This is a genomic window from Vreelandella mediterranea (genome assembly GCF_970647075.1).
This window is the reverse complement of the sequence record NZ_OZ310198.1, coordinates 3,475,840-3,501,578: the sequence shown is the minus strand read 5'-3', so window position 1 is coordinate 3,501,578 and position 25,739 is coordinate 3,475,840. Positions and strand designations below refer to the sequence as shown.

Below are 25,739 nucleotides of genomic sequence, written 5' to 3'. Positions count from 1 at the left end.
CGGCTAATTAAAAAAACCATAATATCCTTAAAAAAGAACATCAGCGCAACCAGCTGATCTAGCGTTTCAAGCGCACGCCTATCGATATCACAACAACCAGATAAGCCATATTTATCAGATCCTTGGGAGATCACTATGCGCCTTGTAAGCGGTATGCACAAACGTGCCCTATCCACTGCGGTATTTATCGCGTCTGCAGCCCTCGCGAGCCAATCGGTTCAAGCTGAGACACTGGATATTGGCGTGATGGGAGAACTTGCGTCTTTCGATACCTCCCAGGTCTCGGGGGGTGTTTGGGAGTCCCAGGTGCTCATGGATGTGTTCGAAGGCCTCTTCAAAGAAGGGCCGGATGGCGAACTTCAGCCGGGCATGGCAACGGATTACGAGATCTCCGACGATGGCCTGACTTACACCTTCCAGATGCGTGAAGGCGCGGTCTGGTCGGACGGCGAGCCGGTCACCGCCGAAGACTTCGTGGTGGGTTGGCGTCAATTGCTCAACCCCTCCAACGCCTCCAAATACGCCTACATGCTTTACCCGATCGTCAACGCACGGGCCGTCAATTTGGGCGAAGAGCCGCTGGAGGCCCTGGGCGTAGAGTCGCTCGATGACGGGCGCACGCTGAAGGTCGAGCTCAATCATCCGACGCCCTACTTTACCCAGCTTCTGACCCACTACACCGCCTACCCGCAGCCTGCGCATTTGGTGGAAGAGCACGGCCGGCGCTGGATCGATCTGGATCATATAGCCTCCAACGGCGCCTTCCATCCGGTCGAGTGGATTTCGCAGTCCACCATCACCACCGAGAAGAGCCCGACCTACTACGACGCGGACGACGTGAGCCTGGACGGCGTGGTGTTCCACACCACCGAAGACCGCAATGCGGCGATCTCGCGCTTTCGTGCCGGCGAACTGGATATCATTCGGGACTATAATTCCGAGCGTTATGAATGGCTCATGGAGAACCTGCCCGACGCCACCCAGATGGCGCCTTACCAGGGCTCCTACTACTACGTGTTCAACCACCGCGACGGCCACCCGACGACGGACGCGCGGGTACGCGAGGCGCTCAACCTGGTGATTCGCCGCGACGTGATCACCGAGCAGCTGATGAAGGGCACCTTCGAGACCGCCTTCTCATTGGTGCCGCCCGGCACCAGCCACTACGAGCAGCAGCCGATGGCGATTGCCGACGAGTCCTTCGATGACCGTATGGCCCGCGCCCAGGAACTGATGGAAGAGGCGGGCTATAGCCAAAGCAATCCTCTTAATCTGCGCCTACGTTACAACTCCAACGATGAGCACCAGCGCATTGCCGTGGCCATCGCCGCCATGTGGCGCCCGCTTGGGGTCAATGTCGAGATGATCAACTCCGAAGCGACGGTGCACTACCAGTCCATCGCCGAAGGCGATTTCGATGTCGCTCGGGCTGGCTGGATTGCCGACTACAACGACGCCGAGAACTTCCTGGTGTTGCTGCAAAGTGGCGTGGGTAACAATTACGGCGCCTACAGCAATCCCGAGTTCGACGCCTTGATGGACGAAGCGGCGCAGACCCAGGACCTCGACGAGCGTCAGGCCATTCTCGAGCAGGCCGAGCAGATGGCCCTCGAGGATGACGCCTTTGCGCCGCTGATGTTCTACGTCAGCCGCAACCTGGTCAATCCGGCGCTCTCCGGCTGGGAGAACAATATCCAGGACGACCATCCGTCGCGCTGGGTAAGCTTCGACGAGTAGTCACTGCTCGCAAGGCCGGTACGACCGGCCTTGCCTTCAAAGTGCCAATTTCCCGATTTTAATCGCTTTTGCCTCACCAGGCCGGCGAAGCCGTGCGTGTCCCAAAGGATTCAGCCGGTTAAAACAAAGGAGGCTGTATGTCCCATTTAACCCGCTTGGCGGTGGCCGTCGGTGCCGCGACCCTGGCCCTTACAAGCCTTGGCACCCAGGCCGCGACGCTGCGTATCGACAACGGCGCGGAGCCGGGTACCCTCGACCCGCAGCGCTCCAGTGGTGTCTGGGAGTCCCGCATCATCCGCGAGATGTTCGAAACCCTGGTGAGCTACGGCCCCGAAGGCGAGCTGGTGCCGGGTTTGGCCGAGCGCTGGGAAATGAACGAGGCGGGTGACACGCTGACGCTTTACTTGCGCGAGGGCGCCGAGTGGTCCGACGGCGAGCAGATTACCGCCGATGATGCGCTTTACAGCCTGCGCCGCCTGTTGCGCCCCGAGATTGCCGCGCACAATGCCCAGCTTTACTACCCCATCGAAGGCGCTCACGCCGTCAATATTGGCGAGGCCGAGCCGGAAAGCCTGGGCGTTGAAGCGCTGGATGAACACACCCTGCGCATTCATTTCGCCAAGCCCGCCGCCTGGTTCATGCAGGCGCTGGCGATGCCCGAGGCCGCGCCGCTGCCCGAACATTACGTGACCGCACAGGGCCAGCGCTGGATCACCCCGGGGCAGACGCCGGTGAGCGGACCCTTCAAGCTTGAGCAGTGGCAGCCTCAGGATCATATCACCCTGGCGAAAAACCCGGCCTACTACGCTGCCGCCGACGTCGCCCTCGACGAGGCGATCTTCTACCCCATCGAAGACGCCAGTGCGGCGCTGACCCGTTACCGCGCGGGGGAACTGGATATCAGCTATAGCGGCGTGCCCGGCCAGCAGTTCGGCTGGATCGAGGAAAACCTGGCGGATGCGCTGCAGGTGAGCCCGATGGTCGCCAGCTACTTCTACATGTTCAACATGGAAGAGGGCAGCCCCTTCAGCGACGTACGCGTGCGCGAGGCGCTTAATCTCGCCAGCCGCCGCGAAGTGATCGCCGACCAGATTTTGGGCATGGGACAGGTGCCCTCTTACTGGTTTGTCCCTCAGGCGACCTCGGGCGGCACTCAGGGTAAAATGGCGTTTGCCGATATGCCCATGGACGAGCGCCTCGAGCGCGCCCGGCAGCTGCTGGACGAGGCGGGCTACGGGCCGAATAACCCGCTCGAGGTCGAGTTGCGCTACAACACCCTGGACGATCACCGCCGGGTTGCCGTGGCCATTGCCGCCATGTGGCAGCCATTGGGTGTCGAGGTGTCGCTCAACAACAGCGAAGCCGCCACCCACTTTGCCAACATCAATGAAGGCAACTTCGAGCTGGCCCGCTACGGCATGGTCGCCACCATCGACGACCCCTACGACTTTTTGAATGCCTATAGCGACGGCGGCACCTCGGCGCGCAGCACCGGCTACCATAACGCCGAATACGACGAACTGGTCGCGCGCAGCGATGCGATTCTCGACCCCGAGGCGCGGGCCGAGGTGCTGACCGAGGCCGAACAAATGCTGCTCGACGACTACGCGCTGCTGCCTCTTTATGACTACGTCAATTTGGCGCTGGTCTCGCCTAACGTTTCCGGTTGGCACGCCACGCCGCTGGACGTTCACCCGCTTCGTTACATCACGCTCGAGGAGTAGACACCGAGATGGCACACCACGCCGCACCTGGCCTGCACGATCGTCAGCCAAAAAGGGCAGAGGCATGCTGACTTATATTGCCAAACGCCTTGCCATGGCGATCCCGACGCTTCTGATCGTCATTACGCTGTCGTTCTTTTTGATGCGCATGGCCCCGGGCGGGCCTTTCGATGGCGAGCGCCAACTGCCGCCGGAGATCGAGGCCAACCTGATGGCCGCCTATCACATGGACGAGCCGCTGTGGCAGCAGTACCTGCGCTATATGGGCAACCTCGCCCAGGGCGATTTCGGCCCTTCGTTCGTCTACAAGGACTTCTCGGTCAGCGACCTGCTGCTCCAGGGCTTTCCGGTCAGCCTTCAGCTCGGTGCGCTGGCGATCGTGCTGGCGCTGCTGCTGGGGATTCCCATGGGGGTCTTTGCGGCCTTGAAGCGCAACAGCGCGGTGGATTACACGCTGATGGGGGTGGCGCTGGGCGGCATTGCGGTCCCCAACTTCGTGATTGCGCCGCTGATGGCGCTGTTTTTCGGCATCGTGCTGGGCTGGCTGCCGGTGGGCGGCTGGAACGGCGGCGCGCTGCCCAACCTGGTGCTTCCCGTGGTCGCGCTGGCGATTCAGCAGATCGCCTATATTGCCCGCATGATGCGCGCCTCGATGATCGAGGTGCTGGGCAGTCATTTTATCCGCACCGCCCGGGCCAAAGGACTCACCGAGCGCGAGGTGATTCTGCGCCACGCCCTGCGCCCGGCGATGCTGCCGATCCTCTCTTATCTCGGGCCGGCGATTGCGGGCATCATCACCGGCTCCGTGGTGATCGAGCAGATCTTCGGGTTGCCGGGCATTGGCCGCTACTTCGTCCAGGGCGCGCTCAACCGGGACTACACCCTGGTGATGGGAACGGTGGTGTTCTACGGCGTACTGATTGTCTTGATGAACCTGATCGTCGATCTCCTTTATTCGCTATTCGACCCCCAGATCCGCTATGACGATTGAACGGAGCGCGTTATGACCTCTACTTATCACGCCACTGACGAGCAGCCGGGTAACGGCGTTGGCGGCGATGGCCCCAACCCGCCCAAAGCGCCGCTCAAGGGCGAGAGCCTGGGCCAGGAAGCGTGGCGCCGGCTGCGCCAAAACCGCGCCGCCATGGCCAGTATCATCGTGCTTTCGCTGATTGCGCTGGTGTGTATTGTTGGCCCGTTTTTGCTGCCCTGGGGGCTTGCCGAAGTGGACTGGAGCGCCTTTGGCGTGCCGCCCACCACCGAAGGGTTTCACTTGCTGGGCACCGATGCCAACGGCCGCGATCTATTGACGCGCACGCTTTATGGGGGGCGCATTTCGCTTTCCGTGGCACTGGTGGCGACCTTCGTAAGCCTGGTGATCGGCGTGCTCTACGGCGCCATTGCCGGGTACCTGGGCGGGCGGGTCGATAACCTGATGATGCGCTTTGTCGACATCATGTATTCGCTGCCCTTCATGTTTTTGGTCATCCTGCTCATGGTGGTACTGGGGCGCAATATCCTGCTGATCTACGCCGCCATCGGCGCCGTCGAGTGGCTGGATATGGCGCGTATCGTGCGTGGCCAGACTCTGGCGCTCAAGCGCCGCGAGTTCGTCGAGGCCTCCCAGGCGCTCGGCGTGAAGGATTCCAAGATCGTTACCCGCCACCTGATTCCCAACTCTATCGGGCCGGTGATCATCTACGTGACGTTGACGGTGCCCAAGGTGATTTTGCTCGAAAGCTTCCTTTCGTTTTTGGGGCTGGGCGTTCAAGAGCCGCTGACCAGCTGGGGCGTTTTGATCAGCGAAGGGACCTCCAACATGCAAGGGGCCCCCTGGATGCTGATTGTGCCCGCGGTATTTTTGGCCGTAACGCTTTTTTGTCTCAATTTTCTGGGCGACGGGCTGCGCGACGCCCTCGACCCACGTACCCGCTAGGAGGCCAGGATGTCCAACGCTTTACTGGAAGTCGATAACCTCAAGGTGGATTTCGAGCTGCCCAACGGCACGGTCTCGGCGGTTAAAGGCGTAAGCTTCAGCATTGCCGAAAACGAGACCCTGGCGCTGGTGGGCGAGTCGGGGTCGGGCAAGTCGGTGACGTCTACCGCGCTGATGCGGCTGTTGCCGAGCCTTGCGAAGATCTCCGGGGCGATCCGTTTTGAAGGGGAGAACCTGGTCGAGGCCTCCAATGCGCGGATGCGAAGCCTGTTGGGTAACGATATTTCGATGATCTTTCAGGAGCCGATGACCTCGCTCAATCCGCTCCACCCGATTGGCCGTCAGATCGCCGAGGTCCTCAAAAAGCACCGCAAGATGAGCGGTAGCGCCGTACGCAGCCGCGTGGTCGAGCTGTTGACCCAGGTCGGTATTCCCGAGCCTACCAAGCGCGTAGCGAGCTACCCGCACGAGCTTTCCGGTGGCCAGCGTCAGCGCGTAATGATCGCCATGGCGTTGGCCTGCGAGCCGCGGTTACTGATCGCCGACGAGCCCACCACCGCCCTCGATGTCACCGTTCAGGCGCAGATCCTCGATCTGCTGCGCGACCTGCAAAAACAGTACGGCATGGCGATTCTATTCATCACCCACGATTTGGGTCTGGTGCGTCGCTTTGCCGAGCGGGTCTGCGTGATGTGCCAGGGCGAGCTGGTGGAAAGCGGGACGACCGAAGAGGTGTTCACCGCGCCCCAGCACGACTACACGCGCATGCTGCTCGACGCCGAGCCCAGCGGGCGCAAGTTGCCGGTGGCCGACGACGCGCCGGTCATCCTACAAGCCGACGACATGAAGGTGCGCTTTACGGTGCGTAAACGCCTGTTCGGCAAGAACGAGTACTTCCAGGCGGTGCATGGCATCAGTCTCGACGTGCGCCGCGGGCAGACCGTGGGCATCGTCGGTGAGTCCGGCTCCGGCAAGTCCACCCTGGGCCGCGCCCTGCTGCGGCTTTTGAAAAGCGACGGGCGCCTGCGCTTTGAAGATACCGACATCACCGGCTTCGACAAGTCGCAAATGCGCCCGCTGCGCTCGCGCATGCAGGTGGTCTTTCAAGACCCCTTCGGCTCGCTTTCGCCGCGTTTGACCGTCGGCGAGATCATTAGCGAAGGGCTCAAGGTCCACTTCCCCGAACTCGGCCGCCAGGCGCGGGAAGAACGGGTCATCGAGTCCCTTGAAGAAGTGTCGTTGGACCCGGCGATGCGCAAGCGCTACCCCCACGAGTTCTCCGGCGGCCAGCGCCAGCGTATCGCCATCGCCCGGGCGCTGATTTTAAAGCCGGACTTCTTGCTGCTCGACGAGCCGACCTCGGCGCTCGACCGCTCGGTGCAGATGAGCGTGATTCGCCTACTGCGCGATCTGCAGCAAAAGTACGGGCTCACGTATCTGTTTATCAGCCACGACCTTGCCGTGGTCCGGGCCCTGGCCGATAACGTGCTGGTAATGAAAGAGGGCCGGGTCGTGGAGCAGGGCAGCACCGAGGCGATCTTCGATCGTCCTCAGGACCCCTATACCCAGGCGCTGCTCGAGGCTGCCTTTCTTAATGACGACCAAGTCGCTTGAAAAGTCGCTTGATGTGCCAACAAAAAAGACGACTTGAAAGAACTTGTGCCAGGGCGTGGTACGCCATGGCGTGAGGGGTCGGCGGCCGGGGGAGAGGGGTTATCCCGGTGAGCGGCTGCCGATGCGTAGTAAAACTAAAATGAACGACAGGAGAAGCGTTGTAATGAAGATAAAAATAGCATTAGTCACGGGATCCATCATTTTGCTCGGGGGCTGCTCACAGCTGCCCTATGGGGATGGCGAGGGCAGCTTTGCCGAAGCCAAGACCCAAAATGCCATACCGGCGGATGTAAGAGCTGCGTTCAATCGCCTGGATACCGACGGCGATGGCGTGATCGACCCGACGGAAGCCTCCTCTTCCTCTGAAATTAGCGGCAGCTTTAACCTTTATGACACCAATGCCGATGGCGTCATTTCCCTTGAAGAGTACGCTGCCCGCATCAGAGACGAGCGATAGCCAAATAGCTTAGCGGCTTGCGACAGCAGGGCGGGTGTACGAAAAATGGGCCCAGCCGCTATAGATTGGCTTATAGGAATATTTATATAAAATTAAATAAAGTCAGGGATACAAAAAATGCTTAACCGTATAAAACCTTTTGCAGTGACAGGCGTACTCGCAGCAGTGGCCATGAGCCAGTCGGCCCAGGCGGCGACGGTGTACGAAACCGCCGAGACGCGATTACAGATTGGGGGCAGGATTGCCGCCGCCAGCACGTTTTTGAACGGCGTCGAGAACGACAACGATCCTAAAAATGCGGGCTCGCGTATCAACGTGGTGCACGAGTACAACCTGGCGGATGGCTGGTCGACGATCTCCCGCGCGGAATGGGGCTTCGATCCGTTTTTTACCGATGGCACCAACGACCGCTTCAAGCGTTTGCTCTATACCGGGGTGAGCAGCGAAGAGCACGGCACGGTGTTGATCGGTAAACAGTGGTCGCTATGGTACGACATGCTGGCCTGGTATACGGATTACTTCTGGATCAACGGCGCCGCCGCCCAGGGTAGCTTCAATGCGGGCTTCAGTGGCGATGGTGGCGAAAACGGCCTGGGGCGCGCCGACAACGCGATCTCCTGGCAGAACACCTACGACAAGCTCACCGTGGGTCTGATGTATCAGATCGAAGGCAGCGAATTCGATGCCGAGGTGCCCGAGTACAGCAACATCGAGCGCTTCAAGCGCAAGTACGGCGCCCAGGGTGTGGCCCGCTACGCGGTGACCGATGACTGGAACGTCGGCGTGGCCGTGCAGCACAGCAATATCGACAGCACCCTGGATAGCGGCTCAGATAGCAGCGCCGATGCCAACGCAGCGCTGTTTGGCACTAACTATGCCCCGGGCAACTGGTACTTCGCGCTGACCGCCGGTGAGTACCGCGATACGGTGTTCGATAGCACCTTTTCCGGCCTGGAAGAGCAGGGCAGCGGCATCGTCGATACTGCGCGGGGTTATGAAGGCGTAGCCCACTACACCTTCGAAAACGTAGGCCCTGGCAAGTTCGAGCTCTACTCCGGCTTCAACCGCCTGGAAGATGACGACTCCAGCGCCCGTAACGCCTTTTACCTGCTGGGCGGCGCTTACTTCCTGATGGACGACAACCTGATCCTCTCGGCGGAGTACAGCCTGGACGACTCCAAAGATGCCAATGGCGACGACATTAACGCCAACAGCACCTCTTTGCTGGTGCGCTACAACTACTAGGCGCTGTCCCGCTCGCTAACTAGCTTTTTGCCCCGCTTTTCGAGCGGGGTTTTTTTGTGTCAAACCGCCACCGCTTGCCGGCGCTGGCCAGGCTCGCTCACGTAATGCACTGGCCCCTAAATTGGCCGCGCGCGGTGCCCGGTGAGCGTTGTATAGTCAATGTACCAACCAACGGGAGCTTCCTTTCATGTCCGATATTCTGCTCGCCGCCCAACATCTTTGGGATCGCCTGAACGGTGACGCACCGCCCAAAGTGCTGGATGCCTCGCTACCCAATAGCCCTATCGCGGCTTACGTCGCGCAGGATGACCGTAAAATACCCGGATCGATCGAATTCGATATCGAGCAGGTTTTTTCCGATCCCAACGGGGCGTTTCCCCATACGCTGCCCGCCCTGGAGAGCTTGCAAGAGGCGTGCAGAAGGCTCGGTCTGGCGCCCGAGGACGACATCGTCATCTACGATAACCGGGGCGTTTACTCCTCCCCTCGGGCCTACTGGCTGCTGACCCAGGCAGGCTTTACCAACGTGAGCCTGCTCGACGGCGGCTTGACCGAGTGGCTGGCCCAGTCGCTGCCGGTTCAGCAGGGCTATACGACGCCGAAGCCGCTGGCCGCACCACCGGTACTCAAGGCCAATAGCAGCGTGATGAGCGTCGATGACGTCCGCGACAATATTGCAAAGCCACGCTTCAAGCTGGTAGATGCCCGAAGCGGCGAACGCTTCTCCGGCGCAGCGGCCGAGCCCCGCCCCGAGCTTCCCAGTGGGCATATTGCGGGATCACATAACCTTCCCTTCACAGAGGTTCTGGAAAAGGGCCACTTCAAGAGCCCGGAAGAGATCTCACGGCTCATGCTCGGCCAAGCGCTTTACCCGTCGGATCACCTGACCTTCAGCTGTGGCTCCGGTATTACGGCCTGTATCCTCTGGGTCGCGGCCGAGCTTGCCGGTTACGAACACCTTTCGCTTTTCGATGGTTCCTGGACGGCTTGGGTGATGAGCGGGCGCTACGCAGAAGATACGCCTCGCAGCTAACGTAACCCTCAGCCGCCTTTCAAGAGCCGTTCCAACTGCCGGTAGCCTATGGCCTCGATCAGGTGCGGCTGAGTGAATAGCTGTAATAAACCCGAGGGTACGTAAGTAATAGCCTCCGGCCATGTAAAGACTGTAAATACTGTTTCAATTTTTATACCTGACAAGAGAACTTTACTAGATATTATTAAAATCTATAAGTTAGAGTGTTTTAGTTATAAGTAGCTTTGATTGCAAAAGTAGTTGAGCCGCTCCAATGGCCAATATTATGAAGCGATAGAGAAAAATTATCTTTTTAAAAGTTCTTATAGTTATTTATATCAAAATGCCACATGGACATAAATGTCATGCAAATATATGATTCACCCGGTATAGAATAACGACTTAAAAATCTAAGCTATTGATTATTAAGACTTTTAAAATTCCTCTATGCCTATGGAGATATCATGAATCCTCAGACTTTAGAAACCTCTGTTTGGGCTTCGTACGTATTTACAAACTCACAAAAAGTATTTCACTTCGACAGCGATGATTCTCTGATTGATCAAGAATCCGCAGCGAAGGTAAGGACAAATATTTCAAAAGCTTTATATGTTCCCAGCGATCAACTCCCTTCGAAAATGTATTGTGGAACCAAACAGGCTCCAAAAAAACTCCCTAATGTTTTTCATGGGGCAGGGTACTGTATAGTGTCGAATAAAATCGCGAAAATTCTTGAACTTTTTGAACTAGGGCGCACACGATTACACCCCGTAGAACTATATCACCATGATCAAGAAACTCAAATAGAAGGTAAATACTTCTGTTTAATTTTCAGTGAAAGAAAAGACACCTTCCTTCCTGAATATTCTCCTAAAGTTGATAGACATCCATATGTAGAAGGTTGGACGCCATCCTCAGCTGGTATTAAAGAAGCTATTGCTTTAAGTGATAAAGCATTGAATGGCTTGGACATCTGGATAGAAGATACCATATGGAATGTTTTCTTTATGAGTGATGAAATTTACCAGTCGTTGCTTGAAGAGAATCTAGCGAATTCTTTTGGTTTGGTAAGGTGCCGAGTCATTGGCGAAGTTGTTATTTAAAAATATCGTTCGGAGCAATAGTAATAGAATGGTTAAGGATCCATCTCATTTATTTGACATACATCAAATAATCCCTTTGAAGGTTTTCAGGTTAATAGGTGTTAGAGATGGTCTCGAAAAAAATTGGCTCTATTTACCTGCACTTACGAGACACTGAATCAAACAAAATTGCACTTTACTAACAAGCCTTCCACCCTGCTGGTTCGGAATAAGCTATGAGGTTAAGCTGTCTTCTTTGCGAAGTTACAGTTTTGTTCATACAATGCTGTCTTCTTTTATTAGTCTAATAAGTAGCTCTATAGGTTTTTATAGATTCATTCCGCTTTGTAGCTTTATAGGAGTAATTAAAGTCGCTAGGGTTGGATAAATTGAGCCCAATAAGTTTGGGTGGAAAATGTCTAAGCCAAAAAATAAACTCCTATTTTCCTTAAACAGCACCCTCTCGATTTAACCCAATCAAGCTCGTCTGCGCCTAATTCCACTCCGGAAAAATTAGCGCCAATGACCCTCAGCCACCCTTCAACAGCCGGTCCAACTGTCGGTAACCGATGGCCTCGATCAGGTGCGGTTGGCCGGGTTTGGGTTCGCCCTGTAAATCCGCAAGTGTTAGCGCCACGCGCAGCACCCGGTGGTAGGCTCGCGCCGAAAGTTTGAGGCGTTCCAGCACCCCGGCAAGCCAGGTGCGCTCTTCGTCGTTTAAATCGCAGGCGGCTTCCAGGGCCTTGCCGCTGAGCTGGCTGTTGAGCGCGCCACGCGCCATCTGACGCGCTCGGGCCGCCATTACGCGCTCGCGCACCGCCTCAGACGATTCGCCCTGGGTCTGGGCGGTGAGCTGCTCCGGCGGAAGCGCCGGCACTTCTACCTGCAGGTCGATACGGTCGAGAAGCGGGCCGGAAAGCCGCGCCTGATAGCGCTGGATCTGGCTGGCGGTGCACTGGCAGCGGCTGCGTGGGTCACCCAAATGCCCGCACGGGCACGGATTCATGGCGGCCACTAACTGGAACCTGGCTGGATAACGGCGCTCGTGACTGGCGCGTGACAGATGAATTTCCCCGGTTTCCAGGGGCTGACGAAGCACTTCCAATACGCTTCGCGAGAACTCCGGCAGCTCGTCCAGAAACAGCACGCCCATGTGGGCAAGCGAAATTTCGCCGGGTTTGGGTTTCGAGCCGCCGCCCACCAGCGCGGCGGCGCTGGCACTGTGGTGGGGTTGGCGAAAGGGCCGCTGGCCCCAGTCTGCCTCTAGTGCCAGCCCGCATACCGAGCGCACCGCGGCGACCTGTAGGGCATCGTCTTCACTCAATGGCGGCAAAATGCCCGGCAGGCGGCTGGCCAGCATGGTTTTGCCGGTGCCCGGCGGGCCCGCCAGCAACAGGTTGTGGCCCCCGGCGGCGGCGACTTCCAGCGCCCGGCGCGCCTGGTGCTGGCCGCGCACGTCACAAAGGTCCGGCGCCGGGTTTTTTGCCTTCGGCGGGGCCGGTAGCACATGGGGCGTGATGCGGGTTTGATCCAGCAGATGAGCGACCACTTCCCAAAGCGACGCGGCGGGCAGCACGTCCAGGCCGTTACCCGCAAGGGCGGCCTCGTCGGCGCAGGCTTGGGGCACGATCAGCTTGCGCCCGGCGGTTTTAGTGGCCATTGCAAACGGCAGGATACCGGGCACCGGGCGCAGCTTGCCGTCCAGGGCCAGTTCACCGGCGCACTCGATGTCTTCCAGCGTATCGACCGGCAACTGGCCGGAGGCGGCGAGAATGCCCAGCGCGATGGGCAGGTCGAAGCGCCCGCCCTCCTTGGGCAGATCCGCCGGGGCCAGGTTCAGGGTGATGCGCCGGGTATTGGGGAAATCGAAGCCCGCATTGACCAGCGCGCTTCGCACTCGCTCGCGGCTCTCCTTCACGGCGGCCTCTGGCAAGCCGACCAGGGTCAGCCCCGGCAGGCCGTTGGCCAGATGTACCTCGACCTGCACCGCCGGGGCGTCAAGCCCCACACCGGCACGCGTATTGACAATGGCAAGCGTCATCCCCGCCCCCTGTGCAGATGTCTAATTTTTCTTTTGAAAATTAAACTTAACGTATTTGGCACGTGCTGGGTAGGCGCCAGGGGAAATTAGGGGCAAGTCAAACGCAAATCGTTTAGCCGAGAGGGCGACGCGGTCGGGTGGCTGTTCACTCGCTATGCGACAGCGCCGAGCTCAGCTCCCGAGCAAAGCGCTGGGCCGAGGGCAGCGCCCCGAAGCTCCATACCGGTGCCAGGCGAATGACGTTGTCGTTTTCGATGGCGGGCAGGTGCTGCCAGAGCCCGCTCCGGGCCAGTGCGTCTTCCACCCCGGCGGGGATCGGGTCGATGATCAGCAGCGTCGCCTCAGTATGGCGCGCGAGCGCCTCGACCCCGACCAGTGAAAACCCCCAGGCGTTGGTCCCTTCCTGCCAGGCATTCTCAAGGCCCAGCCGCTCCAGTACCGCGCTGTAGAGGCTGTTCGCGCCAAATACCCGCACGTGGCGGGCGTCCATGAACTGAATCATCAAAAGCGGCGGCGTGGCCGTCGGGACGTCGCTGCGCAGGCTTTCCAGCAGTGTCTCGGTGTCGTCGACCAGCGCGCGCGCTTGCGCCTCGCGCCGGGTCTGCTCGCCCAGGCGATGGGTGAAGTCGATGATCTCCTGCCAGGTGTCCGCGCCCGGCGAGTAGAGCGGAAGTGAAGTGACGGGAGCGATGCGCTCAAGCTTTGGCGTCAGCCCTTCGAACATGGGCGATATCAAAAAGCCTTCCGGCGGCGACTGCGCCATCAGCTCGAAATTGGGCTGCTGGCGAAGCCCCAGGTCGGTGACGTCATCGGGAATGCGCGGCTCGCCGACCCAGTCGTGGTAGGCGGGGATCTGGGCGACGCCGCTGACCGGGGCGTCGAGCGCCAAAAGCGTCTCGGCAATGGTCCAATCGAGGGTGGCCCACTGGGCCTGGGCGGTCAACGGCAGCAGGCCCGCTACGAAGAGCAGGCCGCGAATGAAAGTCGTGGTGGCGTTAGAGCGCATGACGAGGCGTCGCTTGAAGAGTCAGCCGGTATTTAAACGATAATCGTTCTTGCGTGCAAACCACGCCGCGCTAAAACGCCCATCCGCTAGCCTGGACGAAACGCGGACGTGGCCTTTGAGCTGCGCTCTAGTACTCAAGCGACCAGCCTAGGGTGAACGTACGCCCCCGGGCCTGGTAGTCGTAGAGATACTCCGGCCCATAGTTGGGCGAATAGAAGCCCACGGCGCGCTGGCCCCAGGGCGTGGAGTACTGCTTGTCGGTCAGATTGCTGATTCCCAAACTCAGGGTGCCGATATCGGTCTGCTGGCTTCCGATCACATCGAAGGTGGTAAAGCTGTCGATGCTATCGCCCTCGGCGTCTTCGTACTGGCGGGCGTGGCTGCCCTGAAGGCGCAGCGTGCGCGCGTCATCCTGCCAGGCCACGTGGGCGGTCAGGCTGTCCTGGGAGGGGTAAGGGGCTACGGTAATACCGCGGTCCTGCCAACTGCCATCTACCTTGCGTTCGGAGGCCAGCGCGTGCAGGGTGCCGCCCACTTCCCAGTGGTGGCCGATGAAGCGGGTGAGCGAGGCTTCCAGGCCGTAGTCGCGGCGGTCGTCGTCGATCTGGGTCACATTGAGATCGTCGTCGAGCTCCATGGCGGTGTCCGACCAGGCGTAGTAGACCGCCGCTTGGGTTAACCAGTCGCCGCCCTGGTAGCGCCAGCCAAGCTCGACTTGCCGGGTCTTGATACCGTCCAGCGGGTTGTCCGCCACGGTTTGCCCGGCGCGGCCATAATACTTGGACGGGTCGGGCAGCTCGAAGCCCTCCGAGTAGCCCAGCCAGCTCTGATGGCCGTTGTCGAAATCATACAGGGCACTGGCGTTATAGAGCGTGACGTCGTAGTCGCTGGAACCGCCGGGCACGTCGTTGAAATCGTCGATGTCCACGTCCATGCGTTGGTGGCGAATGCCGCCGCTGAGCTGAAGCTGGTCCGTGGCCCACCACTCGCTTTGGGTAAACAGCGCCAGCGTGTCGATATCGAAACCCGGATAGCGGGGCGTGACGCGATCGGCGCGCTGTACGAGCCCGCCGGAGCTATCGCTTGCGGCGCGATCGAAACGCATCTGCGAGGCGTCAAACGACTCCCGGTCCAGGTCCGCGCCGTAGGTCACATTGAGATCGTCGTTTGGATCTGCCGAGAACAGAGCCTTCAAGCCGCTAAGCTGGGTGTTCTGCTGAGAGGCGGCGAAGTAGTAACCGCCGTCCTGGGCGGCGTAGGGGAAGGGGTAAAAACTCGACTCCTCCTCCCGATGAAACGCCTGCAGGTAGAAATTCTGATTCAAAAGGTCGGCGTGGTGGTAGCTTGCGCTGACCATCTTGCGGTCAGTACGCGGTTCGCGATCCGCGGTGAAGCCGTCGCGGATATCGGCGCCGTCGAGGTTCGGCGTGGGGGCGGCCAAATTCGGGTAGTAGACGCCGCGGTTGCCCTCTTTGCCGGAGTCATAAAGCTGGCCGCTGAGCATCAGCGTCTGTTCGTCGTCAAGCTCGACGCGTAGGTTGCCGAGGATATCCAGCTGGCGATTGTCCTGCAGGTCGCTTTGTGCGATATCGGGGAAGATTTCATCGCCCCCGGCGTCGTACTGGCGGCCGTTTTCCATCAAGGATACGCCAATGCGGCCCTGTACCGTTTCATTACCGCCGCTGGCCGACTGGGAAAGGCGCCGGTCGAGATCGTGGCGCGTGTTGAAGCCACTGGTGACGCTCGCTTGGGTCTCGAAGTGGGGGCCGCCGCGCTCGCCTTGCTTGGTGATGATGTTGATCAAGCCGCCCGTCGCGCCACCGCCGTACAAGCTGCTGGTGCCTGACAGCACCTCGACGCGCTCGATATTGAATGGATCGATGGCGTCGAACTGACGCGACAGACCGCGGGAGTTATTCAGCGATACACCGTCGATGAGCACCTGAACGCTGCGCCCGCGCATGTTCTGCCCTGCATTAGTGCGCCCTTGGGGGCCGAAATCCAGCCCTGGCACCAGCCGGCCCAGCGCCGTTTTCAAATCGCCCCCGGCGTTGATCTGCTGCTGCAGCTCGGGCCCTTCGACCACGTGTACCGCCCCCGGGATCTGGCTGATTTGGGTGGGCGTGCGTGAACCGACTACCACCAGCGTGTCCTGGGCCACGGGTTCCGCGTTACTGGTCGATTGGGATTGAGAAAGGGCCATCAAGGGGAAAGTACCGCTCAACAAAGCGGCGCTTAGGGCGACATAGCGAGTCATGAGTGATCCAGAAAGCAGATTGTTATTGATAGAACGCCGTTCATCGACGCTGCAAAGCGCAATGATAGGTGTTCTCATTTTTTATATCAATCTGTGTGGATCGGCGCTTCGAACATCAGCGTGCCCGCGCGGCAAAGGGAATAAGCCGCGCGTCGCTTTTAGAGTGATTGCCCTAAGATGCTGTTATAAAAGACTTCTCAAGGGCATCTTGCAACGAGCTACTCGCCCAGATCGTCCACCGAGCCCGTGGCATCCTTGGCCGCCTTGGCGGAAGAGGCGCGCGGCTTGGGCGTCTTTTTGGCGGGCTCTTGGGGGGCCGGCGTGGTCTGCGCCTCGGCTTCCATGGGCGTTGCCTTATCGGCCTGGCTTGCGTCGATCGAGGCTTCCAGGTTGGCCACCTGGCGCTCCAGGGCTTCGACCCGCGAGCGGGTGCGTTGGAGCACATCCATTAGAATATCGAAGTCTTCCCTGGACACCAGCTCCATGCGATCAAACGCGCCGCGCATGACTTGCTGTACGCCTTTTTGAATGTCTTCCGGTGCGTGAGAGGCATTTTGCAAGCGGTCGCCAATTTGCTGTGCGAGTCGGCTAATGCGGTCTTGGGTCGCCATGGCTATCTCCTGATACGAACGCATAAATGTGAACGGCTTTCTCGTAAGGATACGCAACCCAAGCGAAATACGCATGTTTCACGTGCGTTTGGACGGCGACTTTTTTGGTTGCATCAAAATGAAGCGATGTGGTTTGGCGGGCGCACTCTTATAGTGCGTCCGCTTTGCCATGCACCGGGTTAGCGCATGGCAAAGCGCGCGGTTTACCTTGGCTTCAGGCTTAAGTGGCTGATTTATTATTTAAATTTAATGAATGGCACGGTATGCGCATTATCGAGGCAAGGCATTAATTTCAGGCGGCGGCGCCGCTATTTATCCAGCAGGGGAGCTCCGGGATGAAACTCATCACCGCTATCATCAAGCCATTCAAGCTCGACGATGTCCGTGAAGCACTTGCCGATAACGGTGTGCAGGGGATCACGGTGACCGAGGTAAAGGGGTTTGGGCGTCAAAAAGGCCATACCGAACTTTATCGCGGCGCCGAGTACGTCGTGGATTTTCTACCCAAGGTGAAGGTGGAGATCGCCGTCGACGACGATCGCCTGGACAGCGTGCTCGATGCGATCTGCAGCGCGGCGAACAGCGGCAAAATTGGCGATGGCAAGGTGTTCGTCACGCCGCTTGAAGACGTCATTCGTATTCGTACCGGCGAGCGCGGTGCCGACGCCGTATAACCCGAACCAATAAGTCACACGGCGATTTTGTGAGCATTTTTGCTTGATACAACGTTTTAGTAGACGGGGAACGACTCATGAACGAGGTAACCGATCTGAGCTACGCGCTCGATACGTTTTACTTTTTGATTTGCGGCGTGTTGGTCATGTGGATGGCTGCCGGCTTCTCAATGCTGGAAGCCGGTATGGTGCGCTCCAAGAACACCGCGGAAATTCTAACCAAAAATATCGCGCTGTTTGCCATCGCCTGCACCATGTACCTGCTGGTGGGCTACACCATCATGTACTCCAGCGGCGAAGGCGGCTTTTTGCCAAGCCTGGGCTTTTTGATCGGCGCTGAAAACGGCGTGGACGCGGTGCTCGGCGGCGGTGAAGACGCGCCCTACTACGCTATGCGCTCTGACTTCTTCTTCCAGGTCGTGTTCGTGGCAACCGCCATGTCCATCGTTTCTGGCGCGGTGGCCGAGCGCATGAAGCTCTGGGCGTTTTTGGCCTTTGCCGTGGTGATGACCGGCTTCATCTACCCGGTTTCAGGCTACTGGACCTGGGGCGGCGGCTGGCTGGACGCGGCCGGCTTCTCCGACTATGCCGGCTCCGGCATCGTGCACATGGCCGGTGCGGCCGCCGCACTCGCGGGCGTGCTGATTTTGGGCCCGCGTAAGGGCAAGTACGGTCGTGACGGCGCCATTCACGCCATTCCTGGTGCCAACATGCCACTGGCCACACTCGGTACCTTTATCCTGTGGATGGGCTGGTTTGGCTTCAACGGCGGCTCGGAGCTCAAACTGTCGGATGTCGCCTCGGCCAATAACGTCGCCCAGGTGTTCGTGAATACCAACGCCGCCGCCGCCGCCGGCGTGCTCGCCGCGCTGGTACTCGCCAAGCTGTGGTTCCGTAAGGCAGATCTCACCATGGCGCTCAACGGGGCGCTGGCAGGGCTCGTCGCGATCACCGCCGACCCGCTTTCTCCCACCGCGGTGGGGGCGGCCACTATTGGCGCCGTGGGTGGTTTGATCGTCGTGGCGGCCATCGTCACACTCGATAAGCTCAAGCTGGACGATCCGGTCGGTGCGATTTCGGTGCACGGGGTCGTGGGCATCTGGGGCCTGCTCGCCGTGCCATTGAATAACGGTGACGCCTCCTTCGGCGCGCAGCTGATCGGCATCGTCGGTATCTTCGGCTGGGTCTTCGCGGCAAGCCTGGTGGTCTGGCTGGTGCTGAAAGCCCTCATGGGCATCCGCGTCAGCGAAGAGGAAGAGTACGAAGGCGTGGATATCGCCGAGTGCGGTCTGGAAGCCTACCCGGAGTTCAGCGTCAAGAAATAACCAAAGCGGTCCTTTTACAACGATGTGGCATTTACAACGACGCAACATAGTGAGCTTACGGCCTCCCCTCGTGGGAGGCTTTTTTATTCTCTGGCGGTAGCGGTGTATGCTTGGGGAAGCGGGCAACGGTTTCGTCGTTGTGAACGTCTGCCCCACAACAATCGGACAGCAAGCGAGAGGATGTCACCATGAAACTCATATCAGCCATTATCAAGCCGTTCAAGCTTGATGACGTACGCGAATCCCTCTCGGACATCGGCGTGCAGGGGATTACCGTAACGGAAGTCAAAGGCTTTGGCCGTCAGAAAGGCCATACCGAGCTTTACCGCGGCGCCGAGTACGTGGTGGATTTTCTACCCAAGGTGAAGCTGGAAGTGGCTGTCGACGACGAGCTCGCCGAACAGGTCATCGAGGCCATCACCCAAGTAGCGAATACCGGCAAAATCGGCGACGGCAAGATTTTCGTCATGCCGCTGGAGCAGGTCATTCGTATCCGTACCGGCGAAACCGGTAAGGACGCGGTATAAAGGGGTAAATAGTTAGTCGTGAATCGTGAGTAGTAAAAAACCCCTGCGGAGTATCTCCAGCAGGGGTTTTTTGTTGGTATCGCGATGAAGGTGGCGCCGAACATCACCATTCACCATTCACCATTCACCATTCACCATTCACCATTCACCATTCACCATTCACCATTCACCATTCACCATTCACCAGCCCATCACTTCTCGACAAACGCCCGCTCGATCACGTAGTCGCCGGGTTCGCCCATGCGCGGCGAGATATTCAAGCCCAGCTCGTCGAGCAGCGCACTGGTGTCGTCGAGCATCGCCGGGCTTCCGCAGATCATCGCCCGATCCTGGCGCGGGTCGATGGGCGGCAGGCCCGTGTCCTCAAAAATCTTGCCGCTGCGAATATGGTCGGTCAGCCGCCCCATGGTGTGGAACTCTTCCCGGGTCACCGTGGGGTAGTAGACGAGCTTCTCGGCGATCTCTTCGCCCAGGTATTCGTGAGCGGGCAACTCCTTGGTGATGAAGTCGGCGTAGGCGAGCTCCGAGACTTCGCGCACGCCGTGAACCAGCACGATTTTTTCGTAGCGCTCGTAGACTTCCGGGTCCTGAATCAGGCTCATGAACGGCGCCAGGCCCGTGCCGGTGGAGAGCATGTAGAGATTGCGCCCGGGCAGCAGGTCGTCGCACACCAGCGTGCCGGTGGGCTTGCGGCTCACCATGATCTGGTCGCCCACCTGAAGGTGCTGAAGGCGCGAGGTGAGTGGGCCGTCCGGTACCTTGATGCTGAAGAATTCGAGGTGGTCTTCATAGTTGGGGCTGGCGATGGAGTAGGCGCGCATTAGCGGTTTGCCGTCCACTTCCAGACCGATCATGACGAACTGGCCGGTCTTGAAGCGCAGGCTGCGCTCCCGCGTGGTACGAAAGCTGAACAGGGTATCGTTCCAGTGATGGACGCTCAGCACGTCTTCCAGGGCAAACTTGCTCATGACAACTCCTTGGGTGCGAATGACGACGCGAGTAAGGACTCATTCGCATTTCATATTCTCAAAAAGAATAAGAGCGGTTAGGTATGTTGCCGCCAAGTCTAAACAGCAAGCGCATATCTGTTAAGTCAATTATACTGATAAACGTTATCCGTAAAATCGATATAGGCCGGGTATGCACTATACGTTACGCCAGCTCGAGGTCTTCGTGGCCGTCGCCCAGCACGAAAGCGTCTCAAAGGCGGCGCGCGCGCTTGCCATGTCCCAATCCGCCACCAGCACGGCGCTTACCGAGCTCGAGCGCCAGTTCGACTGTCAGCTGCTCGACCGGCTGGGCAAGCGGCTAAAGCTCAACGCCTTGGGCTTTCAACTGCTGCCCAAGGCGGTGGCACTTTTGGACCGGGCCGAAGAGGTGGAGGAGCTTCTGCGCGGCCAGAAGGGCGTGGGGGCGCTCGAAGTAGGGGCGACGCTGACCATCGGCAACTACCTGGCCACGCTTTTGATCAGCGACTTCATGCAGCGCTACCCCGGCAGCCGTGTGCGGCTGGCGGTGCGTAATACGCGTCATATCATCGAAGGGGTGCGCCAGCACTCGCTGGATTTGGGCTTGATCGAAGGGCAGTGCGACGACGAGATGATCGTCAGCCAGCCCTGGGTCGAGGACGAACTATGCGTGTTCTGCTCACCGCGCCACCCGCTTGCCGGGCGCAAGCATCTGGAACTCGAGCAGCTTTTACGCGAGGACTGGATCATGCGCGAAGAGGGCTCGGGGACGCGCATGACGTTGGAGCATGCCGCCCGACATCGCCGCAGCCGCTTCAATACGCTGTTGGAGCTCGAGCACACCGAGGGCATCAAGCGTGCGGTGGAGTCGGGCCTTGGCATCGGCTGCGTCTCGCGACTTGCGCTGCGCGACGCCTTCCGGCGGGGAAGCCTCGTCGAGCTGCCCACACCGGAATTGGATTTGAAGCGCCAGTTCACCTTCATCTGGCACCGTCACAAGTACCTGACCACCGGCGTGCGCGAGTTTCTGCGCCTGTGTCGCGAGATGACCGCCGGTGCCAGCCGCAGCGACGATATCGCGCTACCGCCGGTGCCCTAGAAGGAAAGGTTCGGGCTCAGGGTTAGAACGACGGCAGCGAGCGCGTGGATTGATTCTCCGTCAGCGGCGGTTTTGCGCGCTCGGACAGCTTGAAGCTGCCGATCGTCACGGCCAGGTGATTCGCCTGCTCTTTTAGCTGCTCGGCGGCGGTGGTGGACTCCTCCACCATGGCGGCATTTTCCTGGGTCATGCGGTCCAGGTCGGCCACCGCGATGTTGACCTGGTTGATACCGTCGCTCTGCTCGCCGGTCGCGGCGGTAATTTCCTCGAGCACGTCGGACACGCGGGTGATGTGTTCCACGATGCTTTTCATGGTGGCGCCGGCGTTACGCACCAGAGTGGTGCCGTTATTCACCTTGCTCTGGGAATCCTCGATCAGCTTTTGAATATCGTTGGCCGCATCGCTGCTGCGCCTGGCCAGCATGCGCACTTCTTCGGCCACCACGGCAAAGCCGCGACCGTGCTCGCCGGCGCGCGCGGCTTCCACCGAGGCGTTCAGCGCCAGCAAGTTGGTCTGAAACGAGATGCTGTTCATCAGGGTGACGATCTCACCGATCTTGTCCGAGGCCGTGGTGATCTCCTCCATGGTGGTCACCACACCCGCGACCACTTGCCCGCCTTCATTGGCGACTTCCGACGCCGTTTGCGAGAGCTTGTTGGCTTCTTTCGAAGACGCCGCGGTTTGCTGCACGGTGCTGGTGATTTCCTCGATGGAGGCGGAGGTCTGCTGCAGGCTGGCGGCGGTGTTGTCGGTACGCCGCGACAAATCCTGGCCAGCGGTGGCGATCTCGCTGGCCGCATGGTGCACCGATTGGCTGCTGGTGCGAACGTCGAGCAACACCGACTCCATCTTGTCGACGAAGCGGTTGAAAGCGCCGCTGATTTGGGCCACTTCGTCGCGCCCTTGCTCGGGCAGGCGGCGGGTCAGGTCGCCTTCACCGCTGGCGATATCGTCCAGCGCGTCCCGGGCACGCTCGAGCCCCTTGAACATCTGTTTGAGCCACACGCTCAGCAGTAAGGCCGTGACGACGAGAATGATCAGCAGCACCACCAGCGCCGATCTGATCATGGCCCGCAGGCCCGCCGTGGCTTCGCGCTCGTCAAGCGCCACGCTAAGCTCCCAATCGGTGCCTGCAATGGGCGTGGAGGCGATGTGTTTGTGTCGGCCATCGATCTCGATGTCTTCCCAGGCGTTACGCGTTGCGTTGAGCCGCTCGATGGTCGCCGGGCTGAGGGTTTGACTAAGCGCGGTCAGCGGCTGAAGCGTCAGCGCCGCATCCGGGTGGGCGATCAGGGTTTCGCCGCCGCTGCTTAGAAAGGCGAAGCTCGACGGGGTCGGCTGAATGGCGTTGACCTGTTCGATCAGGTTGTCGATCTCGACATCGCCGCCGACCACGCCCACGAGACGGCCGTTGCGCTTGACCGGGGAGGCCAAGGTAACCACTAACTGACCGCTATTATCGTCCAGGTAGGGAAGTGTGACAATGGTGCTGTCCTGGTTAACGGCGGCTTGGTACCAGCCACGTTGACGAGGGTCGTAGTCATCGCCTGGTATCCAGCCGTCGGAGGAAAGATGGCTACCATCGACTTGGCCGAAAAAGGCGGCTATGAAACCTCCCGAATCTGCCAGCTGCACTAAGTGTGTAAGAGGATCACCGGTCAGCACGGGGCCACGCGCCGCTTCGACCATGGAGGACCGCGCCGCTATCCACTCTTCGAGCGCCAGCGCATTGCCCTGGGAGATGGAGGCAAGCTGCTGGGTCACTTGCTTGTCGTTGTGGGATTTTAGCGTCAGGTAGCTGACCGCGGCGTTGATCGTGAGCGCTAAAGTAATCACCACCAGGGTGATTATCAAAATGCGCATGCGTAGCGAAGAAAGCATGGCGTGGTCTCTGTCAGGGAGGAGGGTAAATGAGTAGACCATTCGGTCTTGAAATAATGGGAATGTCCTTCTATCGGCATTGTGGGATGCGACTTTAGTTTTAGTGAACGATTTTCTGCAGTCTGGCCCCATAAAAAAAGGGCCTCCTGTGGAGGCCCTCGATGAGTACCGGGTAGCGTCAAAGCGGCCCGTTTACCGGCCGGGCAAGGAGAGCGGCGAGGCGTGTTGCTCGCGACCAGTACGCTCATCAGCCAGGGTAAAGGCACCGACCAGCTCGGCCAGGCGCTCCGCCTGCTCCTTCAACTGCTCGGCGGCAGTGGTGGACTCCTCGACCAGCGCCGCGTTTTGCTGGGTCATCTGGTCCAGGTCGCTCACCGCGATGCTCACCTGGCTGATACCGTCGTTTTGCTCGGCAGCGGCGGTGCTGATATCGCCCAGCATCTGGTTCACCCGGGTGACACTTTCGGCAAGCTCATGCATGGCCTGTTCGGCCTGGTGCACCAGCTGCGTGCCGCTTTCGACTTTTTCCGTGGAGGCCGTGATGCGCTGACGGATGTCCGCCGCCGCGTCGCTGCTGCGCGCGGCGAGCATGCGCACCTCTTCGGCCACTACCGCAAAGCCGCGGCCGTGTTCGCCGGCGCGCGCTGCCTCGACCGAGGCATTCAGCGCCAGCAGGTTGGTCTGGAAGGCAATGCCGTCGATGACCTTGACGATCGCCTGGATTTCATCGGAGGTCGTGCGAATGTCGCCCATGGTCACGACCACCTGCTCGAAGGCGCTGTTGGTGCGCGTGGCCAGTTGCGAGGCGGTTTGTGACAGGCCGCTGGCCTCCTTCGAGGCGCTGGTGGTGTGGCCCACGGTGCTGCTGATCTCCTCCATGGCGGAAGAGGTCTGCTGCAGGCTTGCCGCCGCCTGGTCGCTGCGCCGGGAAAGATCCTGGCCGCCCTGGGTGATCTCGCTGGCGGCGTGGTGAACGGAGTCGCTACTGGCGCGTACGTCGACCAACACATCGTGGATTTTATTGGCAAAGGCGTTGAACTGGATGGCGAGCTCGGCGGCTTCGTTACGCCCGCGCACCGGCAGGCGCTGGGTCAAGTCGCCGTCGCCGGAGGCGATGTCGCGCATCCGGTCGGCCAGGTGGCGCAGCGGGCGGGAGATGCTGTTACCCAGCAGCCAACTGACAAAAAGGCCGGCCAGCGCAATCAAGAGACCCATGAGAATCATGCCCCACATGGACGTATTGGCCTGCTCGCCCAGTTCGTCCTGCAGATTTTGCAGGCCGGCCATGACCGCGCTTTCCGGCAGACGCAGCATTAACACCCAGGGCGTGTCGATGTCGCCGATGGTAAAGGGCCAGTAAAGCTCGATGACACCCTGTTCGCGGTCATAGCGGCGTACGGGCTCGCCCGCCTGGGCGCTTTGAATAGAGGATTGCAGGGACGCGTCGAGTACGTCGCTACTGAGTTGGCCGAGCGCCTCCTGGTGCGCGGTGTGCGCCGTTAGAGAGCCGCCCGACGCGATCAAGGCCATTTCGCCGGCACCGTCGTAGAGCGACTGATTGGCTTCCAGCAGTATGGATTGAATGAAGTTGACCGATAGATCGACACCGGCGGCGCCGCGGAACTCACCGTCGACCAGTATGGGTACGCTGAACGAGGTCACCATGACGACCTGACCATCGTAGTCGTAGGGTACCGGGTCCACGATGCAGGTGGTCAGCGTATCGCGCGGGCAAAGGTAGTACTCTCCCTGGCGGACACCGTTGGGCTGGCGCGTTTCGCTTTCCATGCTCTCATCGAGAGGAAGCACCACGACGTTGTCGCTATCGTCGCGGAACCACAAAGGACGAAAGCGGCCATCCGGACCGTAGCCAAGCTCTTCACGGCCGGCAAAGACCTCGTCACGCCCGAACGCATCCGGCGCCCAGCCAATATAGGTGCCCAGCAGTTCCGGGTTATCGATGGCGGTCTGGCGGATCACCTGGGAGAGTTCGCGGCGGCTCAGATACAAGGAAGGGCGGCCGGATTCGTCGGTCACGCCCATCAAGGCGTTGGTGCGTGCCAGGTTTTCGCTCAGGATAAGGGCATTTTCCAGCTCGCCCTTGATGCGCTCGGCCTGTTCCCCCGCAACGGAATCCAGGCGGACTTCGATATTGCGCTCGAGAAGCTCTTTCGTTTGGCGCTCTACCAGCTGGTGGGAGCGCCCATTCGCGATGATCGAATAGACGACCAGCGCGACCACGACCAACAGAATACAGCTGCCGACCAAAATCGCGATGAGGGTGCGTACGGATTTGAAATTCATTTCAAACGCCCTTTTGAGCCGCTTGTTAAGCGATGCGAGAGTAAGGCTGACACGGCATCCGTTAAGATGCGCAAACGCAGTGAGTGCGGCATTGAACGTTCATCCTGTAGAGGAAGGTGGCGGAGCAAATAGAGCGTGTGGTCTATGCCGATAATCATCTATCGACCTTTACCCAAGCGACTTGAAGCTTTTATGACGATTACTCGACAATGAGCGTGCAGGGCCCTCCCGGAAGGCC

General features: G+C 59.6%; 20 protein-coding genes. 13 read left to right on the top strand and 7 right to left on the bottom strand.

What is annotated here, in order from left to right; translation table 11 throughout:
* Nucleotides 1-246 precede the first annotated feature (246 nt).
* From ACWFVE_RS16160 to ACWFVE_RS16120, 9 genes are all read left to right on the top strand, one after another.
* Complete coding sequence (locus tag ACWFVE_RS16160) at nt 247-1,737, top strand: peptide ABC transporter substrate-binding protein (protein ID WP_447530559.1); 1,491 nt, start codon at nt 247-249, stop codon at nt 1,735-1,737.
* Nucleotides 1,738-1,874: 137 nt separating this feature from the next.
* Entirely contained in the window at nt 1,875-3,461 is a 1,587-nt protein-coding gene (locus ACWFVE_RS16155) for a peptide ABC transporter substrate-binding protein (RefSeq protein ID WP_447530281.1), read from the top strand.
* 64 nt (nt 3,462-3,525) lie between these two features.
* A complete protein-coding gene (gene oppB, locus ACWFVE_RS16150) occupies nt 3,526-4,452 on the top strand; it encodes an oligopeptide ABC transporter permease OppB (RefSeq protein ID WP_447530280.1) in 927 nt (308 codons plus the stop codon).
* A 12-nt stretch (nt 4,453-4,464) separates the two neighbouring features.
* A complete protein-coding gene (locus tag ACWFVE_RS16145; RefSeq protein WP_447530279.1) occupies nt 4,465-5,397 on the top strand; it encodes an ABC transporter permease in 933 nt (310 codons plus the stop codon).
* 9 nt (nt 5,398-5,406) lie between these two features.
* Nucleotides 5,407-7,011, top strand: a complete 1,605-nt coding sequence (locus ACWFVE_RS16140; protein ID WP_447530278.1) for an ABC transporter ATP-binding protein — start codon at nt 5,407-5,409, stop codon at nt 7,009-7,011.
* A 163-nt stretch (nt 7,012-7,174) separates the two neighbouring features.
* The gene (locus ACWFVE_RS16135; RefSeq protein WP_447530277.1) at nt 7,175-7,468 is read left to right on the top strand and encodes a hypothetical protein; all 294 of its coding nucleotides are present in this window, start codon (nt 7,175-7,177) and stop codon (nt 7,466-7,468) included.
* A gap of 171 nt (nt 7,469-7,639) precedes the next feature.
* Nucleotides 7,640-8,713, top strand: coding sequence for a porin (locus ACWFVE_RS16130; protein ID WP_447530276.1), 1,074 nt, complete (start codon nt 7,640-7,642; stop codon nt 8,711-8,713).
* 187 nt (nt 8,714-8,900) lie between these two features.
* Nucleotides 8,901-9,746, top strand: coding sequence for a sulfurtransferase (locus tag ACWFVE_RS16125; protein ID WP_447530275.1), 846 nt, complete (start codon nt 8,901-8,903; stop codon nt 9,744-9,746).
* Between the two features lie 443 nt (nt 9,747-10,189).
* Entirely contained in the window at nt 10,190-10,828 is a 639-nt protein-coding gene (locus ACWFVE_RS16120) for an Imm43 family immunity protein (RefSeq protein WP_447530274.1), read from the top strand.
* 508 nt (nt 10,829-11,336) lie between these two features.
* Here the strand turns inward: ACWFVE_RS16120 and ACWFVE_RS16115 are convergent.
* The 4 genes from ACWFVE_RS16115 to ACWFVE_RS16100 form a co-directional block, all read right to left on the bottom strand.
* Nucleotides 11,337-12,848: a YifB family Mg chelatase-like AAA ATPase gene (locus ACWFVE_RS16115; RefSeq protein ID WP_447530273.1), complete on the bottom strand. Its 1,512-nt coding sequence runs from the start codon at nt 12,846-12,848 to the stop codon at nt 11,337-11,339.
* 145 nt (nt 12,849-12,993) lie between these two features.
* On the bottom strand, nt 12,994-13,854 hold the full coding sequence (locus ACWFVE_RS16110) for an ABC transporter substrate-binding protein (RefSeq protein WP_447530272.1): 861 nt from the start codon (nt 13,852-13,854) through the stop codon (nt 12,994-12,996).
* Nucleotides 13,855-13,981: 127 nt separating this feature from the next.
* Entirely contained in the window at nt 13,982-16,111 is a 2,130-nt protein-coding gene (locus ACWFVE_RS16105; protein WP_447530271.1) for a TonB-dependent receptor, read from the bottom strand.
* 218 nt (nt 16,112-16,329) lie between these two features.
* Nucleotides 16,330-16,722: an accessory factor UbiK family protein gene (locus ACWFVE_RS16100; protein WP_447530270.1), complete on the bottom strand. Its 393-nt coding sequence runs from the start codon at nt 16,720-16,722 to the stop codon at nt 16,330-16,332.
* 335 nt (nt 16,723-17,057) lie between these two features.
* Between ACWFVE_RS16100 and ACWFVE_RS16095 the strand changes: the two genes are divergently transcribed.
* The 3 genes from ACWFVE_RS16095 (at nt 17,058) to glnK (ending at nt 19,248) form a co-directional block, all read left to right on the top strand.
* Nucleotides 17,058-17,396 (top strand): P-II family nitrogen regulator, encoded by a 339-nt coding sequence (locus ACWFVE_RS16095; RefSeq protein WP_447530269.1) that lies wholly within the window; start codon nt 17,058-17,060, stop codon nt 17,394-17,396.
* A 77-nt stretch (nt 17,397-17,473) separates the two neighbouring features.
* Nucleotides 17,474-18,721, top strand: a complete 1,248-nt coding sequence (locus ACWFVE_RS16090; protein ID WP_447530268.1) for an ammonium transporter — start codon at nt 17,474-17,476, stop codon at nt 18,719-18,721.
* 188 nt (nt 18,722-18,909) lie between these two features.
* Nucleotides 18,910-19,248 carry a P-II family nitrogen regulator gene (gene glnK / locus ACWFVE_RS16085; protein WP_227389979.1) on the top strand — a complete coding sequence of 113 codons (339 nt, stop codon included), beginning with the start codon at nt 18,910-18,912 and terminating at the stop codon, nt 19,246-19,248.
* A 191-nt stretch (nt 19,249-19,439) separates the two neighbouring features.
* On the opposite strand, the gene ACWFVE_RS16080 is transcribed toward glnK, so the two are convergent.
* On the bottom strand, nt 19,440-20,216 hold the full coding sequence (locus ACWFVE_RS16080; protein WP_447530267.1) for a ferredoxin--NADP reductase: 777 nt from the start codon (nt 20,214-20,216) through the stop codon (nt 19,440-19,442).
* A gap of 172 nt (nt 20,217-20,388) precedes the next feature.
* Here ACWFVE_RS16080 and ACWFVE_RS16075 point away from each other — a divergent pair, with 172 nt between their 5' ends.
* Complete coding sequence (locus ACWFVE_RS16075; RefSeq protein ID WP_447530266.1) at nt 20,389-21,315, top strand: LysR family transcriptional regulator; 927 nt, start codon at nt 20,389-20,391, stop codon at nt 21,313-21,315.
* 22 nt (nt 21,316-21,337) lie between these two features.
* Here ACWFVE_RS16075 and ACWFVE_RS16070 read toward each other — a convergent pair whose 3' ends face one another.
* Complete coding sequence (locus ACWFVE_RS16070; RefSeq protein ID WP_447530265.1) at nt 21,338-23,197, bottom strand: methyl-accepting chemotaxis protein; 1,860 nt, start codon at nt 23,195-23,197, stop codon at nt 21,338-21,340.
* 192 nt (nt 23,198-23,389) lie between these two features.
* Nucleotides 23,390-25,501 carry a methyl-accepting chemotaxis protein gene (locus tag ACWFVE_RS16065; RefSeq protein ID WP_447530264.1) on the bottom strand — a complete coding sequence of 704 codons (2,112 nt, stop codon included), beginning with the start codon at nt 25,499-25,501 and terminating at the stop codon, nt 23,390-23,392.
* Nucleotides 25,502-25,739 lie beyond the last annotated feature (238 nt).

Bases quoted from the DNA above. Each gene is read 5' to 3' on its own strand.
- ACWFVE_RS16120 (WP_447530274.1), top strand. From the start codon at position 10,190: ATGAATCCTCAGACTTTAGAAACCTCTGTTTGGGCTTCGTACGTATTT.
- ACWFVE_RS16100 (WP_447530270.1), bottom strand. From the start codon at position 16,722: ATGGCGACCCAAGACCGCATTAGCCGACTCGCACAGCAAATTGGCGAC.
- ACWFVE_RS16115 (WP_447530273.1), bottom strand. From the start codon at position 12,848: ATGACGCTTGCCATTGTCAATACGCGTGCCGGTGTGGGGCTTGACGCC.
- oppB (WP_447530280.1), top strand. From the start codon at position 3,526: ATGCTGACTTATATTGCCAAACGCCTTGCCATGGCGATCCCGACGCTT.
- ACWFVE_RS16090 (WP_447530268.1), top strand. From the start codon at position 17,474: ATGAACGAGGTAACCGATCTGAGCTACGCGCTCGATACGTTTTACTTT.
- ACWFVE_RS16145 (WP_447530279.1), top strand. From the start codon at position 4,465: ATGACCTCTACTTATCACGCCACTGACGAGCAGCCGGGTAACGGCGTT.
- ACWFVE_RS16160 (WP_447530559.1), top strand. From the start codon at position 247: ATGGGAGAACTTGCGTCTTTCGATACCTCCCAGGTCTCGGGGGGTGTT.
- ACWFVE_RS16075 (WP_447530266.1), top strand. From the start codon at position 20,389: ATGCACTATACGTTACGCCAGCTCGAGGTCTTCGTGGCCGTCGCCCAG.
- ACWFVE_RS16110 (WP_447530272.1), bottom strand. From the start codon at position 13,854: ATGCGCTCTAACGCCACCACGACTTTCATTCGCGGCCTGCTCTTCGTA.
- ACWFVE_RS16070 (WP_447530265.1), bottom strand. From the start codon at position 23,197: ATGCTTTCTTCGCTACGCATGCGCATTTTGATAATCACCCTGGTGGTG.
- ACWFVE_RS16080 (WP_447530267.1), bottom strand. From the start codon at position 20,216: ATGAGCAAGTTTGCCCTGGAAGACGTGCTGAGCGTCCATCACTGGAAC.
- ACWFVE_RS16065 (WP_447530264.1), bottom strand. From the start codon at position 25,501: ATGAATTTCAAATCCGTACGCACCCTCATCGCGATTTTGGTCGGCAGC.
- ACWFVE_RS16105 (WP_447530271.1), bottom strand. From the start codon at position 16,111: ATGACTCGCTATGTCGCCCTAAGCGCCGCTTTGTTGAGCGGTACTTTC.
- ACWFVE_RS16155 (WP_447530281.1), top strand. From the start codon at position 1,875: ATGTCCCATTTAACCCGCTTGGCGGTGGCCGTCGGTGCCGCGACCCTG.
- ACWFVE_RS16125 (WP_447530275.1), top strand. From the start codon at position 8,901: ATGTCCGATATTCTGCTCGCCGCCCAACATCTTTGGGATCGCCTGAAC.
- ACWFVE_RS16130 (WP_447530276.1), top strand. From the start codon at position 7,640: ATGAGCCAGTCGGCCCAGGCGGCGACGGTGTACGAAACCGCCGAGACG.
- glnK (WP_227389979.1), top strand. From the start codon at position 18,910: ATGAAACTCATATCAGCCATTATCAAGCCGTTCAAGCTTGATGACGTA.
- ACWFVE_RS16140 (WP_447530278.1), top strand. From the start codon at position 5,407: ATGTCCAACGCTTTACTGGAAGTCGATAACCTCAAGGTGGATTTCGAG.
- ACWFVE_RS16135 (WP_447530277.1), top strand. From the start codon at position 7,175: ATGAAGATAAAAATAGCATTAGTCACGGGATCCATCATTTTGCTCGGG.
- ACWFVE_RS16095 (WP_447530269.1), top strand. From the start codon at position 17,058: ATGAAACTCATCACCGCTATCATCAAGCCATTCAAGCTCGACGATGTC.